This window comes from Clostridium cavendishii DSM 21758, from assembly GCF_900141845.1.
Lineage (GTDB): Bacteria > Bacillota > Clostridia > Clostridiales > Clostridiaceae > Clostridium_AG > Clostridium_AG cavendishii.
The window spans coordinates 47,419-61,192 of record NZ_FQZB01000017.1 but is presented as its reverse complement, the minus strand read 5'-3'; the positions used below and the strand labels follow the sequence as shown (position 1 = coordinate 61,192).

The window sequence follows — 13,774 nt, the reverse complement described above, 5'->3', positions numbered from 1 at the left end:
ATTATGCCTCCTTAACTACTTTCATATATGCATCTTCCATATTAGGAGTAATAATAACTGCATTTTCAAAAGGCTTACTATCCGCAATAAATTTAACTCTATATTTATCCCCATCAGCAACTGTAGATATAATATTATATTTATCTTTAATTTCTTCTAACTGATTCTTTTTTACTAATATAGACCATACATGTCCATTGGCATCCTTTATAAATTCATTAACTTTTCCTTTATAGACTATTTTTCCACTTTTAAGCACAGCCATATTTTCACAGGTAAATTCAATATCTTCAACTATATGTGTTGAAAGAATTACTATCTTTTCATCTGAAAAATCTCTAAGCATATTTCTAAATCTAACTCTTTCTTCTGGATCTAAACCTACAGTTGGTTCATCTATTATAAGGACTTTAGGATTATTTATCATAGCCTGAGCTATTCCTAGCCTCCTCCTCATTCCCCCTGATAATACTTTTATTTTAGTCTTCATATTATTCTCTAAATTTACTTTACATAAAAGATCCTCAATAATAGTCTTTCTTTCATTTTTATTATTAATTTCACAAAGAACAGCTATATAGTCCATAGCCTCATAAACTTTCATTGAAGGATACATTGAAAAATCCTGAGGTAAATACCCCACAATCCCTCTTATCTTATCTTTATTAGCTATATCAATTCCATTTATTTTTGCATCTCCACTATTTTTATTAATAAGAGTAGTAAGCACTCTCATAAGGGTAGTCTTTCCTGCTCCATTTGGTCCTAAAAGTCCAAACATACCTTCATTTATTTGTAAATCTACATTTTTTAAGACTTCTTTATTTCCATAGGATTTACAAAGATTATTTATTTCTATTTTCATACTAACACCTCATCTTATTCCCTTTTAAAATCTATACTAAAAATATTAACTTTCACACATTTAAACTAAATTCATAATATGATGTCACTAATAACATCAAAACTACACTTCCCATAATTACACCAAAATCAAAATCACTAAATACACTAAATGAGGTAACTACTATAAATAATAATCCTAATGTTATACACTCTTTTATTTTTCTTTTTCTAAGCTCCTTTTCATTTTCTTTTATTAACTCTTGCTGCATTTTTTCATATTCTAAATAATTTACTTTACAATACACTCTTTTTAGAAATTCTTTTTCCTCACTTGATATATTTTCCATAATTTATTCCTCCTGAAGCAAAAGCTTTAATTTTTTTCTAGCCCTATATATAAGTACCTTTATCTGAACAACACTTTTTCCCATTATTCTAGCCGCTTCACTATAACTCATATCATTATAATCAATTAGATATATTGCTATTTTGTACTCATCCTTTAATCTATTCATAGTTTCTTTTAGATAAATCTTTTCCTCTTGTTTAACTATTAAATCTTCTGCACCATTTTCATCTATAACTTCGAATTCTTCTAATGATACTCTGTTATTTTTTCTAATATAGTCTATACTTTTATTTCTTACTATAGTAAATAAATAGGTTTTAAAAGATGACTTAAAGTTGAATCTTTCTTTATAAACATATATACTTGCAAAGCTTTCTTGTGCTATATCTTCTGCTATATGATAGTCATGTATAAACTGTATTGAAAACTGAATTGCTGCCTGACGATACTTCAAAACTAAAGCTTCAAATGCAGTATCATCCCCATTTATAAAACTATATACTAAGTCATTATCTTCATTCATCTTTCCTCCCCCTTGCTATCTTTACACTTCTTATTCGTATAAACTTAAAAAAAGTTACATCAATTTTGTTTTTTTCCATATTTTTATTTTAGCATAAATTAAAAAGGCTCTATGGGTAAATCTTTATTATAAGACTTACTCTATAGAGCACATTTAATTTATTAAATAATTATTTTATATATAGGAATTAAAAATAAACTTAATATTGTAGATATTGCAATCATAATAGCGGCATATTCATAATCTGAGTCATAAGATTTCGTTATTATAGCAGTATTAGTCATTACTGGCATAGCAGACTGAATTATAAATACCTTTCTCATTAAATCTGGCAATGGAAATACTCTACAACAGAATATGACTACTAATGGTGATATTATAAACCTACCTAGTAAAACTCCCCAAATATGTTTGTCAAATTTTATTCCTTTTAAATCTATATAATAAATTGTATTACCTATAAAAATCATAGATAAGGGAGTAGTTAAATCACCTAAGTATTTAAAAGTATCCATCATAAACTTAGGTACTGGAATGGCTAAAAGTATTAATATTATAGCTAATATAAATCCCATTAGTGGCGGAGAAAATATCCTCTTAATTGTCTCTACAGACATAAATTTATTATATCCTTTGTTACCATCTTTACTTATCTCAAAAACACCTATAGTCCAAAATAAAGTAGTATTTGCTATGTAATATAACAAAACACTTGGTATACTTTCCGTGCCAAACAGAGCTAAGTTTACAGGTAATCCAATAAATATAGTATTTGACATAAAAAACATTGATAAAAAAACTCCACGTTTTTTCTCACCTATCTTAAGAATTTTTACAAATAACTTACCTATAAAATAAGTAATTATTATAGATACAAACGGAACAACAACATCCTCTCCTAAACTAAATAGCTTTGCTCTATCAAAATCCTTCATAAGACTGTTAATCATTAGAACTGGTAATGAAATATTAATAACTAACTTTGCAACTAATTCTGCTCCATCCTTGTCCATCCATTTTACCTTTGTAATTATGTATCCGATAGCTATCATTATAACTATACTAAATATGCTCCCAAAAGCATTAAAAATTTCCATAAATATTCTCCCCTAAATAAAATTTATGTAGAGTTCCCTCTTATATCCTTGTACATTTTAACATTTATATTTTTTTATAGCAAAAAAGTAATTTAATATGGATATACAACTACAACTAATTTATATTAATATTCTAAATATATCTAATAACCTTAAACTATTACATATAAATATGAATTTAATCCTTCTTTCCCTATTTACCTTTTTATAACCTACATAAATAATTATCTATTTTGTCATACTATAACAATATCTTTCAGTCTTAAAATAATTAAAAATAAACCCTCACCAAAATGAAGGTTTATTTTTCGTATTAATTTATACACGCTTTTTATCTAGTCAATGTATATGTATTTAATTCATTTTCAGGTGTAGAATTAAAATAAGTTGTTCCATTAAGGCCATATTTAACTGCATAACTTATTCCACCACTACCATCTTTTATCCCCTTTACTTGAACTGTTCCAACTGATGGAACTGTAAATTCTTTTGGCTTATTTTTAATCATAAATGATTCACTTATTGGAACACCATCCACAACCACTTGTACATAATCTCCATCTTCATCTGCATAATCCCATACCCAAATTTTAGTCTCTTTAGAATCAGAATTATGTTTTATTGTATAATCTTTAGCTTGGCTTTCTTCATCCTTTGCCAACAAAACCGTTCCAGCTGATACACTAGTTGATACCTTTTCTTTCAATGCCTTTTTAGCAGCTTGGGATGTATCTACTTTTGATTTATTAGAGAAAAAACTTGCACTTATGAAAATTATTATACATACAATTCCAAATATCTTAAGAGGTCTATCTTGTTTCTTTATTAAATCTACATCATCATTTGTTTGTTCATAATCAAATGAATCATTTTCATTATAATCATTTTGGTATTCATTGACTTGCTCATTTGAATTTTGATTTATCCTATCAAAATTCTTCTTTTTATTATTGGCTTTATCCTTAAAATTATATTGTTGATCACTCATAAATTTCACCTTTCCTCAATATATTTTGCTGGATTTAATTTAAAATAAATACACATTCCTATTCTGCAAACTAATATTTGTACTATCATTAATATAGTAAAAATAATATGCCTAGTAGTATTACCTATTTGATACCCTGCATTCATTATCATAATTCCTATATTAATAATTACTAAATCAATGAAAAAAATCTTTATAAAAGAGTATAACCAAGGCAATACATGATACATCTTTCTTAAAACTGGAATAAGAAGTGATAGTCCTATAAAAAACCCACAAAAAACTACATTTGTACTAGCCATATTAGTTATTGAAAATCCAGATTTAATAGTAATACTAACTGTAATAAAAAAAACAAATGGCATAATAGCTAATAAAATTAATATAAAACACATTGGAAAAATGAAATAAACAGCAGCTATACCACTTCCTAATAATCCTTTTAATTTTTTCATATAATTACACCCTTTCTATATCAGTATCCATTATTGTAACTAACTCTTCTCTAGTTAAATCCATATCCGTACTCAATCTCATAGCTTGATTATTTATTGTTTTCTCATATAAATTACGTACATATCTTCCATTACCAAATTGATCTTCACCTGCTACTGTATTAAATATATCTTTTAATTTGTCTTTAGCTAATAAGTCAAGTTCATATCCTTTGCTATCAAATAACATTTCAGCTATTTGCATTAATTGATCTGTAGAATAATCTTTGAAGTTTATTATATTTGGAAACCTTGATTTTAATCCAGCATTTACATTAAGGAAATTATCCATGTCTTCACTATAGCCTGCAAGTATTACAACTATTCTATCTCTATAATCATCCATAAGCTTTACTAAGGTATCAATGGCCTCTTTTCCAAAATCATTCTCTCCACCTTGTGAAAGTGAATAAGCTTCATCAATGAATAATACTCCATCCATTGCCTCCATAACCTTTTCCCTTGTTTTTATAGCAGTTTGTCCAACATAGCCAGCAACAAGTCCAGACCTATCAGTTTCTACTAACTTATTTGTTTTAATTACTCCAATATTGTATAATACTTCTGATACAGTTCTTGCTACCATTGTCTTACCTGTTCCAGGGTTCCCTTTAAAAATCATATGTAGTGTCTGTGTACTATCAACAGCAAGTCCTAGTTTTTTACGTTCATTTTGCAACCTAAGTCTAGCACTTAAACTACGTATATAATCTTTAACCTCTTCAAGACCTATTATCTTAGCCAGTTCACTCTCTAAATCAAAATTAGTTACTGCTTTACTTTCACATTCTATATCTTCTTTTTGAATTACATTCATTTCATTCACTGGAACATCCTCTACTGCAATTCTTGCTGATTGTTTTCTCATTATTTCTTCAAAATAATTTCTTACCATACGACCATTCCCAGAATGTGCATTAGATTGTTTGTGTAATAGATAAACCTGTTCTTTAAGAACGCTATCAACTCCATCTTCTAATACAAATCCTTTATCTTTAATCATTTTTAAAGTTATTTTAAATAAATCCTCTGCAGAATAATCCTCAAAATTAATATTAAGAGGGAATCTTGATTCAAGACCAGAATTAGTTTTTAGGAAATTTGTCATTTCATCTTTATAACCCGCAAGAATGACTATTATTTCTCCTCTATAATCTTCTATAAGCTTAACAAGTGTATCTATTGCTTCTTTTCCAAATCCTCCATTATCATTAGCCAATGCATAAGCTTCATCAATGAATAGAATTCCACCTAAAGCAGATTTAAACACCTCTTCTGTTTTCTTCGCAGTTTGCCCTACATACTCAGCAACTAACCCACTACGATCAGTTTCTATTAAATGTCCGGACTTTAATAAGCCCATTTCTTTAAACATCTCTGCAATAAGTCTTGCTATTGTTGTCTTACCTGTTCCTGGATTACCACTAAAAATCATATTTAAAGCTTGTGATGTATCAACACTCATTCCAGCTTTTTTGCGTTTTTCTTGAGCTATTAGCAACTTGTATTGCGTTCTAACAAAATCTTTAACATTTTCTAATCCTATTATTTTAGAAAGATTTTCTTCTAAATCAAAATTATTTGTTTCTTCAAATTTAAAGTCTTCATACTTTAATAAATCCATTTCCACATCATCATTAGTTATTAATCTCTTAGATTGATTAAGTATTGCACTTTCTATAACATTTCTAACAAGACGTCCATTTCCACTATCATTTGTACCTTTAATTTGTTTTTTCTCAAATAGCTTTACAAGACCTTCTTCACAGTCCTTTGAAATTTTATATCCTTTAGAATTAGCTGTAATAAGTGATATTTTATACATTTCTTCTGCTGTATAATCCTCAAAATTAATTATATTTGGAAAACGTGATTTCAATCCTGAATTAGTTTTTAAGAATTCTTCCATTTCCTCCTTATATCCAGCTAATATAACGACTAAATCATCTCTATTATCTTCTATACCTTTAACTAAAGTATCTATGGCTTCAAGACCAAAAGTATCATGCTTATCTCTACAAAGCGCATAAGCTTCATCAATAAATAAAACTCCTCCTAAAGATGATTTTATTACATCATTGGTCAATTTGGCTGTATGTCCAACATATTGTCCAACAAGATCTGCTCTAGTAACTTCCTTTAATTGTCCTTGTGATAATATACCAAGTGCCTTTAAGTATTTAGCAACTATACGCGCAATTGTAGTTTTCCCTGTTCCAGGATTTCCTGTAAATATCATATGCATAGAAATATCAGCTACTTTAAAACCAGCATTTTCACGTTTCTTTTGAATCTTTAAATTGTCCTCAAGACCTAAAATATACTGTTTTACTGATTCTATACCTACTATATTTTGTAACTCTTTCTTAATCTCATCAATTCCAGATATATTTTTCTTTTGAATAATATCTGATAATTTTATAAAATCACTATTTATTTTTGCCACTACCTCACCATTAACTGCAGATAGTAATACAGCTTGATTTTTAGAAATGGTATTTTTTAACCTCAACTCTGCTAACTGCTTGTACATATTATTCTCTACAAAACTTTCCATACCAGCTACTCCAGTTAAAGTTTTATAACTTGCTACAATTAAATCACATACATCCTTATCATAGCTTACATTCATTGAAAGATTTTGCATACATTTCCCTGTGAAAGTTTCAATTATATTTATTGCTAATTTACATAAATCATTATAAGTAAACTCTTCAGTATGAAGTATATCCCCTACACATTCCATAAACTTAGCTCCAAAAATATTCTGAACATCCTTTTCAGATTTTTCTGATGCAAAAACAAAGTATTTACTATTTGAACTTATTTCGCTTATAGAATTTTCTAAAAGCATCCCATTTGCTTCAACTAAACTATTGTTTTGAAATACATATCTTGAATTAAGAGTATGCGTTCCATTAATTGTTAACGTTTCTATCACATCTATAACACTAGAATGACATTTATCAAAATTATCAAACATTACAATATCTGACTCTCCATATAAGCATTTATATAAATCTGTTAAAAACAAATTAAATTCTGAAACTGTGCCATATAAGGAAAGATCAATACTTAATATAGAACTACTGCTAATAATCTTCTTTTCTTTAAGGCGTTCTGCAATGAATCGTATACTACTATGTTTACCTGTACTCTTATTTCCTAAAACAATAATTGTATTTTTAGGCTTTACCTTGTCATAACCTATTACAAAGGGACGTTTAAAAGCTATACATAGATTATCTAAATAATTTGTTTGACCTATAATTAAAGTAGATAGTTCTTTTCTAATAGAATCAAAAGTATCTGGTATGTTATTAATATTTATTTTTGAAGTATCTTTATGTTGATATGTAGCTATATTTTCATCTACCTTATTATTAGGTTTATTAGACCTACTAGCAAAACTTTCTTGTACATCCTTTTTCATTTCCTCCAAATTATCGAAAGAATTGCTAGGAGTTGAACTATATTCCTGCCTCATATACTGATTTTGCTTTTGTCTGTTATTTTTAAAACCTTTTTTTATAAAACCATGCTTTTTAAAAGCTTCAACTACCTGCAATTCAGGAAAAAGGAATTTAATTATATCCTTATTGTTAAATTTCATTTATTCTACCTCCTATTTATATTAAACACTTGCATATATGCTACTACTAAAATTAGTTTATATTAATAGTAACCCTATTACCAAATTTGTATTTTTAAAATTAATACATTTACTATGTTGATAATATCAAACGTTACTTCCATTATAGTGTCATTTATACTATTTTTCCACATTTTATTAAATATCAGATAGTTTCTGAACATTTATTCATCATAAAATTTATATAATATATAATTTTCTAGTAAAAAAAATCAATTTCCCTTATCATAAAATAAGAAAAGTTGATTTTTTGTTTATAATTATCTACAATTTTTATTCAAATAATTTTTCTAATTCTATATCTGTTAGAAATCTATATTGTCCTTTTTCTAATGATTCATCTAACATTAATCCTCCAATTGAAATTCTTTTTAAGTAAACCACCTTACATCCAACGGACTTTAACATTCGCTTCACTTGATGCTTACGCCCCTCTGAAATAGTCAAATAGCCAGATACAACTGCTTGATTATATTGACCTGAATCTATATTATTTAATTTATCAATATATATTTCATGCTTAAAATCTTTATACACACCTTGCTTATCTACTTTTATTTTAGCTGGCTTTGTTAAAATCTCACCTTTCGAAATATAAACACCCTGCTCTAATTTTCTTTTATCCTCTTCTTCTAATGAACCTAAAGCCCAAAAGAAATAAGTTTTTTCAACATGCTTTTCTGGATACATTAGTTTATGTTCAAACTCACCATCATTAGTAAATAACAATAAGCCCTCTGTATCCTTGTCCAGTCTTCCAACGTGAAATATCCCCTTAGAACTATCATTATTAAAAAAATCAAATACTGTTTTATTAATTTTATCTCTCCTAGCAGTAATACACCCTGCAGGTTTATTAAACATATAATATACTTTTTCAGTATATTCAACTACTTTATCAAGATATTCGATAACATCAAAGTACTCATCAATTTCTATGGATGGCTCCATTTTAACTTGCCCATTTATTTTTACTAACCCATCTTTTATATAAGTTCTAACAACTTTTCTTGTTCCAACAGATGATTGTGTCAAAAATTTATCTAATCTCATATTCAAACTTTCACCTTTTTTTAAATTATTTATTTATATATTACTAAATAAACTAGAAACTTAAAATCCTTTTTTAAAAATTGTGTTTTTAAAATTGTACTACCATATGTCCTATACTTTTTTATTTTCAAGATATTAACAAAATTTTATATCTTGCAACAATTATTTAATAACTTTATGCTAGAATATATCCGCCTAATAATTATTAATACAAAAGAGGTATATTATGAAAAATAAAATTTTAATAGTTGAAGATGATAAAAATATAAAAGAAATGGTTGCTTATGCATTAGAAAAAGAAGGTTTTATAGTTGATTCCGCTGAAAACGGTAAAATAGCATTAGAAAAGATAATTGAATTTAATCCTGATTTACTTTTACTAGATTTAATGCTACCAGATATTAATGGTTTTGAAATATGTAAAAAAGTCCTAGAGCAACATACCTTACCTATAATAATGCTAACTGCTAAGGACGATATAGTTGATAAGGTTCTAGGATTAGAAATAGGCGCTGATGACTATATAACAAAACCTTTTCACATTAAAGAAGTTATAGCTAGAATTAATAAATCACTTCAAAGAATATCTAATAATAAAAAAAATAAAAATATTAATGAATTACTTTATATAGGAAAAGAAACTTTTATAGATACTGACGGTAAAGTTATAATAAAATATGGCAAAGAAATAGTTCTAAGACCAAAAGAATATGAAATTCTCTACGTACTTGCTACAAATGCTGGTAAAGTATTTTCAAGGGAACAATTACTTAATAGCGTTTGGGGCTATGATTTCTTTGGAGATGCAAGAACTGTGGATGTACACATCAGAAGAGTACGAGAAAAGTTAGAGGATGAAGAAAATAAATATATAAAAACTGTATTTGGTGTTGGTTATAAAATGAGGTGTCTATGATTTTTAATAAAAATAGAACTTTAAGAAAGAAAATCACGTCAAGATGTGCATTAATCCTTCTAATAAGTGCTGCTCTACTTAATGCTGTTGTAAAATATATTATTGATTTTAATGAGGCTAGTACTATAAAAAACGATATGATAATGCAACAAAAAAATTCTACTGAATTTATTAAACAATACTTTATTTTAAGTGGCAAAAAAATGGACAAGTATAATTTTATTATCGAAGCTCCCAAAATTGCTAACAATTTGTCTGATAATTATAAATGTACTATAGGAATATATAATACAGATGGTGACTGTGAAATTAGCGTTATAAAAGGAAATATAGATTCAAATGTAAAAGAACATATAAACGAAGCAAAGCATAACAAATCTTATACTTACATGAGCAATAAAATTTCCGATTATAAGGGCTATTTTGCATACCCTTATTACAATGAAGATAAATTTTTAGGAATTGTTGAACTAGTACGAGATTATGAAAGTTTAATTGTTAATGATAGAAATATTTATATGGTTTTCACAGTTGCAGAAATACTATCTATATTTTCAACAATTCTAATTATATATTTTATAGTGAGTAAATCAACTAGACCATTAGAAAAACTTAAACAAGGTGTAGAAGAAATTTCTAATGGTAATTATAGCTACAAAATTAATGATATTTCATTTAATGATGAGATTAGCGATATCGCAAAAGATTATAACAAGATGGTAACAAAGCTTAAAACTCAAATAGAAGATGTTCATAATCTAGAGAAAAGCAGAAGAGACTTTTTTTGCAATGTTACTCATGAACTTAAAACTCCTTTAACAACAATAAGTGGTTATGGAGAACTATTGCTTGATAATTACGAAGATACTTCTTTTAGAGATAAAGCATTACACTGCATTATAGATGAAAGTAACAACCTTAACAATATGATATGTAGTATATTAGCTGTATCTAAAGGCCAAATCTTATCAAGAGAAAAACTAAAAATAAACATAAAAGAATTAATAGAAAAATTAGCAGATGAAGTAAGTATAAGAACTATAGATAAAGGAATATCTATAGCTTTACATTTATCAGAAGGATATATACTAGGAATACCCTATGATATAAAAAGTCTTATATTAAACATTTTAGAAAATGCTTTTAAGTATTCCCCCTGTAATAGCCAAGTATCAATATGTGGAAAACAAATTAACAATAATTATTCAATACTCATTAAAAATAAATCTTATGACGTGGATAATGAGTTTGCCAAAAAAGCTTTTGAACCATTTGTAAGGGGGAACAATTCCATAAATGAAAGAGGAAACGGTTTAGGATTGTATATATGTAAGCAAATAGTTACTGAGCATGGTGGTGATATATCCATGATTATAGATTACAATGAAGTGCAAATTAATATTAATTTAATATCATTGCAATAAATATGCATAAGATTTTTAGCAACCTTAAGCTAAAATATTTACTTAAAGAGAAGTTAAAATTCAAGATTTTTTATTTTAGGGAAGGAGTTAAAATTATGAAAAAATGCATTTCAATACCGACAATCAGTATTTTAGGGCTATCACTGCTTATCACTGGCTGTAGCACACAAAAAAGCATTCAGGTTTCAAAAGATGTAAAAGCGGAAACTAAACTCCAGGCAGAGCAAACTAAACAAAAGACAGAAGCTGTTTTTAATAAAGAGTTAAAAATGTTTAAGAACGAATCATTAATAGCTTGGAAAGACGATGATAATGTTATTGGCTATACTGTAAATTATACAGATGATTCATTAAGCAAAACACTAAAACTTTATAATATTAATATTAAAACAGAACAAACAACTGAAATATTAGCAGACAAAGGTATTAAAGAAGTTATAGGTATGGAAAATGATGAAACACTAATAGTAGCTGATGATGTATCTATTTATTCTATATCTCTTAAAGATAATACCATGAAAAAAATCTATACTCCCTTATCTAAAAAAGAATATGAATCATTAGTTATTATGAGTAAATTAAATGAATTACTATTAAAAAAAGGATATCTTTCTTGGCGTAAAGAAGAATTAAATAATAAACAAACTTATGAGGCTATTAATTATAGAACAGGTAAAAAACATGAAATCGTAAGATATGGTGATTTTTACGAAGGTGAAGCTTTTGCTATATCTGAACCATATTTATATATATGTGACAAGGAAAAAATTAGACGAGTAAATTTAGATGATGGAACTACATCTGAATTAAAAATCTATAGAGCTTTTATACAATCAATATTAGAAGACGGAACCTTACTTGTTCATAGCATTCATGAACAAATGCATTATGGACCGGTAACATTTTATAATGCTAATTTTGAGAAAAACAAAATAACCGAATATGTAAATGATATAAAGCAATATAACTTCTATAATCAAAAATATGATGAAAAAAGCAAACTTATTTTTATTAATGAATCTACTAAACCAGATAAAGATAATAAGTCTTCTTCATTTGTTGGAACATTCATGGGAATTATAGATAAAGATAAATTTATTATAAAAAATAAAATTCCAGTTGTAGACAAAACGATACAAGATTCTAAACTTGAAAATATACTATTAAATCCTAAACGTGATAAAATGATAGCAACGAATGAAACCCTTATTGAAGATAAAAATGCCAAACCTAAAGAGATTAAACGAAAAAACAAACCACCTATTAAAATTGAAAAAATAATGAAACCAGTATATACGCGATATTTATTTGATATTAAATAAATATTGATTATTAAAAAACTTATATATATTAACACTACTTCTATCAGTACATTAAATATTTAAATTTCTCTAACTTGCTTATTTGTTTGCTATATACTTCAAAAAAGGTAGAAACTCAAACAGGGTTTTCTACCTTTTTATCTATTAAAAGTAACCTACAAAAATCTTTACAGAAATTTTCTCATTTATTCCAACTCTTTTCAAAGTATATTATAATATATTTAAACCCTGTCCAAATTACAGAAATTAACAAAAGAATTTTTTCCTGTTTTCTAATTTTAATATTAACACATTTGGACCTTCCAAAGTATGGTCCCAACCTTGTATAATTTTGAATTTCAATCAATCTATTAAATTGTTTTACTTTACCACCAATATTTAAATTTAGTTAGAGTATAGGCTAATTTACTATATAGCAAAATAAGTAATAGAAAGGAGACATTGATATGTCTAAAACAACTAAACGTGCACTAGAGATATCACTGAAAAATTTACTATTAAAAAAACCTCTTGATAAAATAACTATTTCTGATATTACTGAAGACTGTGGAATTAATCGCATGACTTTTTATTATCATTTTAAAGATATTTATGATTTAGTTGAGTGGTCTTGTATTGAAGATACTGCAAAAGCTCTTGATGGTAAAAAAACATATAATACTTGGCAACAAGGCTTTTTACAAATATTTAATGCAGTACTTGAAAATAAGCCTTTCATTTTAAATGTATATCGTTCTGTAAGTAGAGAACAAGTTGAAATTTATCTTTATAAATTAACTTATAACTTACTTATTGGCGTAGTTGAAGAAAAAGCTATTAATATGAATGTTCCCGAGGCAGATAAAAAATTTATTGCAGATTTTTATAAATTTGCGTTTGTAGGATTAATGCTAGATTGGATTAAGAACGATATGAAAGATGATCCTCAAATTATCATTGATCATCTTAGCACTTTAATAAAAGGTGATATTAAAAGAGCTTTAAATAAATATCGTATTGATAAAATACAACAAACTGAAGAAAATGATTAAATTTTTATCATATTAGATAAATTGTTTATTGTTACCTTTGCATATAAATATTAATATGTAGTTAAATAAAGTATATGGA

The 13,774-nt window shown here is 26.8% G+C and carries 12 protein-coding genes; 4 read left to right on the top strand and 8 right to left on the bottom strand.

Annotated features, from left to right (window positions below):
- Position 1 precedes the first annotated feature (1 nt).
- From BUB01_RS18745 to BUB01_RS18710, 8 genes are all read right to left on the bottom strand, one after another.
- Complete coding sequence (locus BUB01_RS18745; RefSeq protein WP_072991823.1) at positions 2-865, bottom strand: ABC transporter ATP-binding protein; 864 nt, start codon at positions 863-865, stop codon at positions 2-4.
- A 52-nt stretch (positions 866-917) separates the two neighbouring features.
- A complete protein-coding gene (locus tag BUB01_RS18740) occupies positions 918-1,193 on the bottom strand; it encodes a hypothetical protein (RefSeq protein ID WP_072991820.1) in 276 nt (91 codons plus the stop codon).
- A gap of 3 nt (positions 1,194-1,196) precedes the next feature.
- Positions 1,197-1,718, bottom strand: coding sequence for an RNA polymerase sigma factor (locus tag BUB01_RS18735; RefSeq protein ID WP_072991816.1), 522 nt, complete (start codon positions 1,716-1,718; stop codon positions 1,197-1,199).
- Positions 1,719-1,879: 161 nt separating this feature from the next.
- Positions 1,880-2,815, bottom strand: a complete 936-nt coding sequence (locus BUB01_RS18730) for an AEC family transporter (protein ID WP_072991813.1) — start codon at positions 2,813-2,815, stop codon at positions 1,880-1,882.
- Positions 2,816-3,146: 331 nt separating this feature from the next.
- Complete coding sequence (locus BUB01_RS18725; RefSeq protein ID WP_072991810.1) at positions 3,147-3,803, bottom strand: hypothetical protein; 657 nt, start codon at positions 3,801-3,803, stop codon at positions 3,147-3,149.
- A 5-nt stretch (positions 3,804-3,808) separates the two neighbouring features.
- Entirely contained in the window at positions 3,809-4,258 is a 450-nt protein-coding gene (locus BUB01_RS18720) for a hypothetical protein (protein WP_072991808.1), read from the bottom strand.
- A gap of 4 nt (positions 4,259-4,262) precedes the next feature.
- Positions 4,263-7,910: an AAA family ATPase gene (locus tag BUB01_RS18715; protein ID WP_072991805.1), complete on the bottom strand. Its 3,648-nt coding sequence runs from the start codon at positions 7,908-7,910 to the stop codon at positions 4,263-4,265.
- Between the two features lie 312 nt (positions 7,911-8,222).
- Complete coding sequence (locus BUB01_RS18710) at positions 8,223-9,002, bottom strand: pseudouridine synthase (protein WP_072991802.1); 780 nt, start codon at positions 9,000-9,002, stop codon at positions 8,223-8,225.
- A 223-nt stretch (positions 9,003-9,225) separates the two neighbouring features.
- Between BUB01_RS18710 and BUB01_RS18705 the strand changes: the two genes are divergently transcribed.
- The 4 genes from BUB01_RS18705 (at position 9,226) to BUB01_RS18690 (ending at position 13,695) form a co-directional block, all read left to right on the top strand.
- Positions 9,226-9,918: a response regulator transcription factor gene (locus BUB01_RS18705; protein WP_143152536.1), complete on the top strand. Its 693-nt coding sequence runs from the start codon at positions 9,226-9,228 to the stop codon at positions 9,916-9,918.
- Positions 9,915-11,342 carry a sensor histidine kinase gene (locus BUB01_RS18700; protein ID WP_072991795.1) on the top strand — a complete coding sequence of 476 codons (1,428 nt, stop codon included), beginning with the start codon at positions 9,915-9,917 and terminating at the stop codon, positions 11,340-11,342. The genes BUB01_RS18705 and BUB01_RS18700 overlap by 4 nt, the downstream gene beginning before the upstream one ends.
- A 95-nt stretch (positions 11,343-11,437) precedes the next feature.
- Positions 11,438-12,664, top strand: coding sequence for a hypothetical protein (locus BUB01_RS18695; protein WP_072991792.1), 1,227 nt, complete (start codon positions 11,438-11,440; stop codon positions 12,662-12,664).
- Between the two features lie 446 nt (positions 12,665-13,110).
- Positions 13,111-13,695 (top strand): TetR/AcrR family transcriptional regulator, encoded by a 585-nt coding sequence (locus tag BUB01_RS18690; protein ID WP_072991789.1) that lies wholly within the window; start codon positions 13,111-13,113, stop codon positions 13,693-13,695.
- Positions 13,696-13,774: the final 79 nt, after the last annotated feature.

Coding starts and splice junctions, on each gene's coding strand:
- BUB01_RS18745 (WP_072991823.1), bottom strand. CDS start 865: ATGAAAATAGAAATAAATAATCTTTGTAAATCCTATGGAAATAAAGAA.
- BUB01_RS18740 (WP_072991820.1), bottom strand. CDS start 1,193: ATGGAAAATATATCAAGTGAGGAAAAAGAATTTCTAAAAAGAGTGTAT.
- BUB01_RS18735 (WP_072991816.1), bottom strand. CDS start 1,718: ATGAATGAAGATAATGACTTAGTATATAGTTTTATAAATGGGGATGAT.
- BUB01_RS18730 (WP_072991813.1), bottom strand. CDS start 2,815: ATGGAAATTTTTAATGCTTTTGGGAGCATATTTAGTATAGTTATAATG.
- BUB01_RS18725 (WP_072991810.1), bottom strand. CDS start 3,803: ATGAGTGATCAACAATATAATTTTAAGGATAAAGCCAATAATAAAAAG.
- BUB01_RS18720 (WP_072991808.1), bottom strand. CDS start 4,258: ATGAAAAAATTAAAAGGATTATTAGGAAGTGGTATAGCTGCTGTTTAT.
- BUB01_RS18715 (WP_072991805.1), bottom strand. CDS start 7,910: ATGAAATTTAACAATAAGGATATAATTAAATTCCTTTTTCCTGAATTG.
- BUB01_RS18710 (WP_072991802.1), bottom strand. CDS start 9,002: ATGAGATTAGATAAATTTTTGACACAATCATCTGTTGGAACAAGAAAA.
- BUB01_RS18700 (WP_072991795.1), top strand. CDS start 9,915: ATGATTTTTAATAAAAATAGAACTTTAAGAAAGAAAATCACGTCAAGA.
- BUB01_RS18695 (WP_072991792.1), top strand. CDS start 11,438: ATGAAAAAATGCATTTCAATACCGACAATCAGTATTTTAGGGCTATCA.
- BUB01_RS18690 (WP_072991789.1), top strand. CDS start 13,111: ATGTCTAAAACAACTAAACGTGCACTAGAGATATCACTGAAAAATTTA.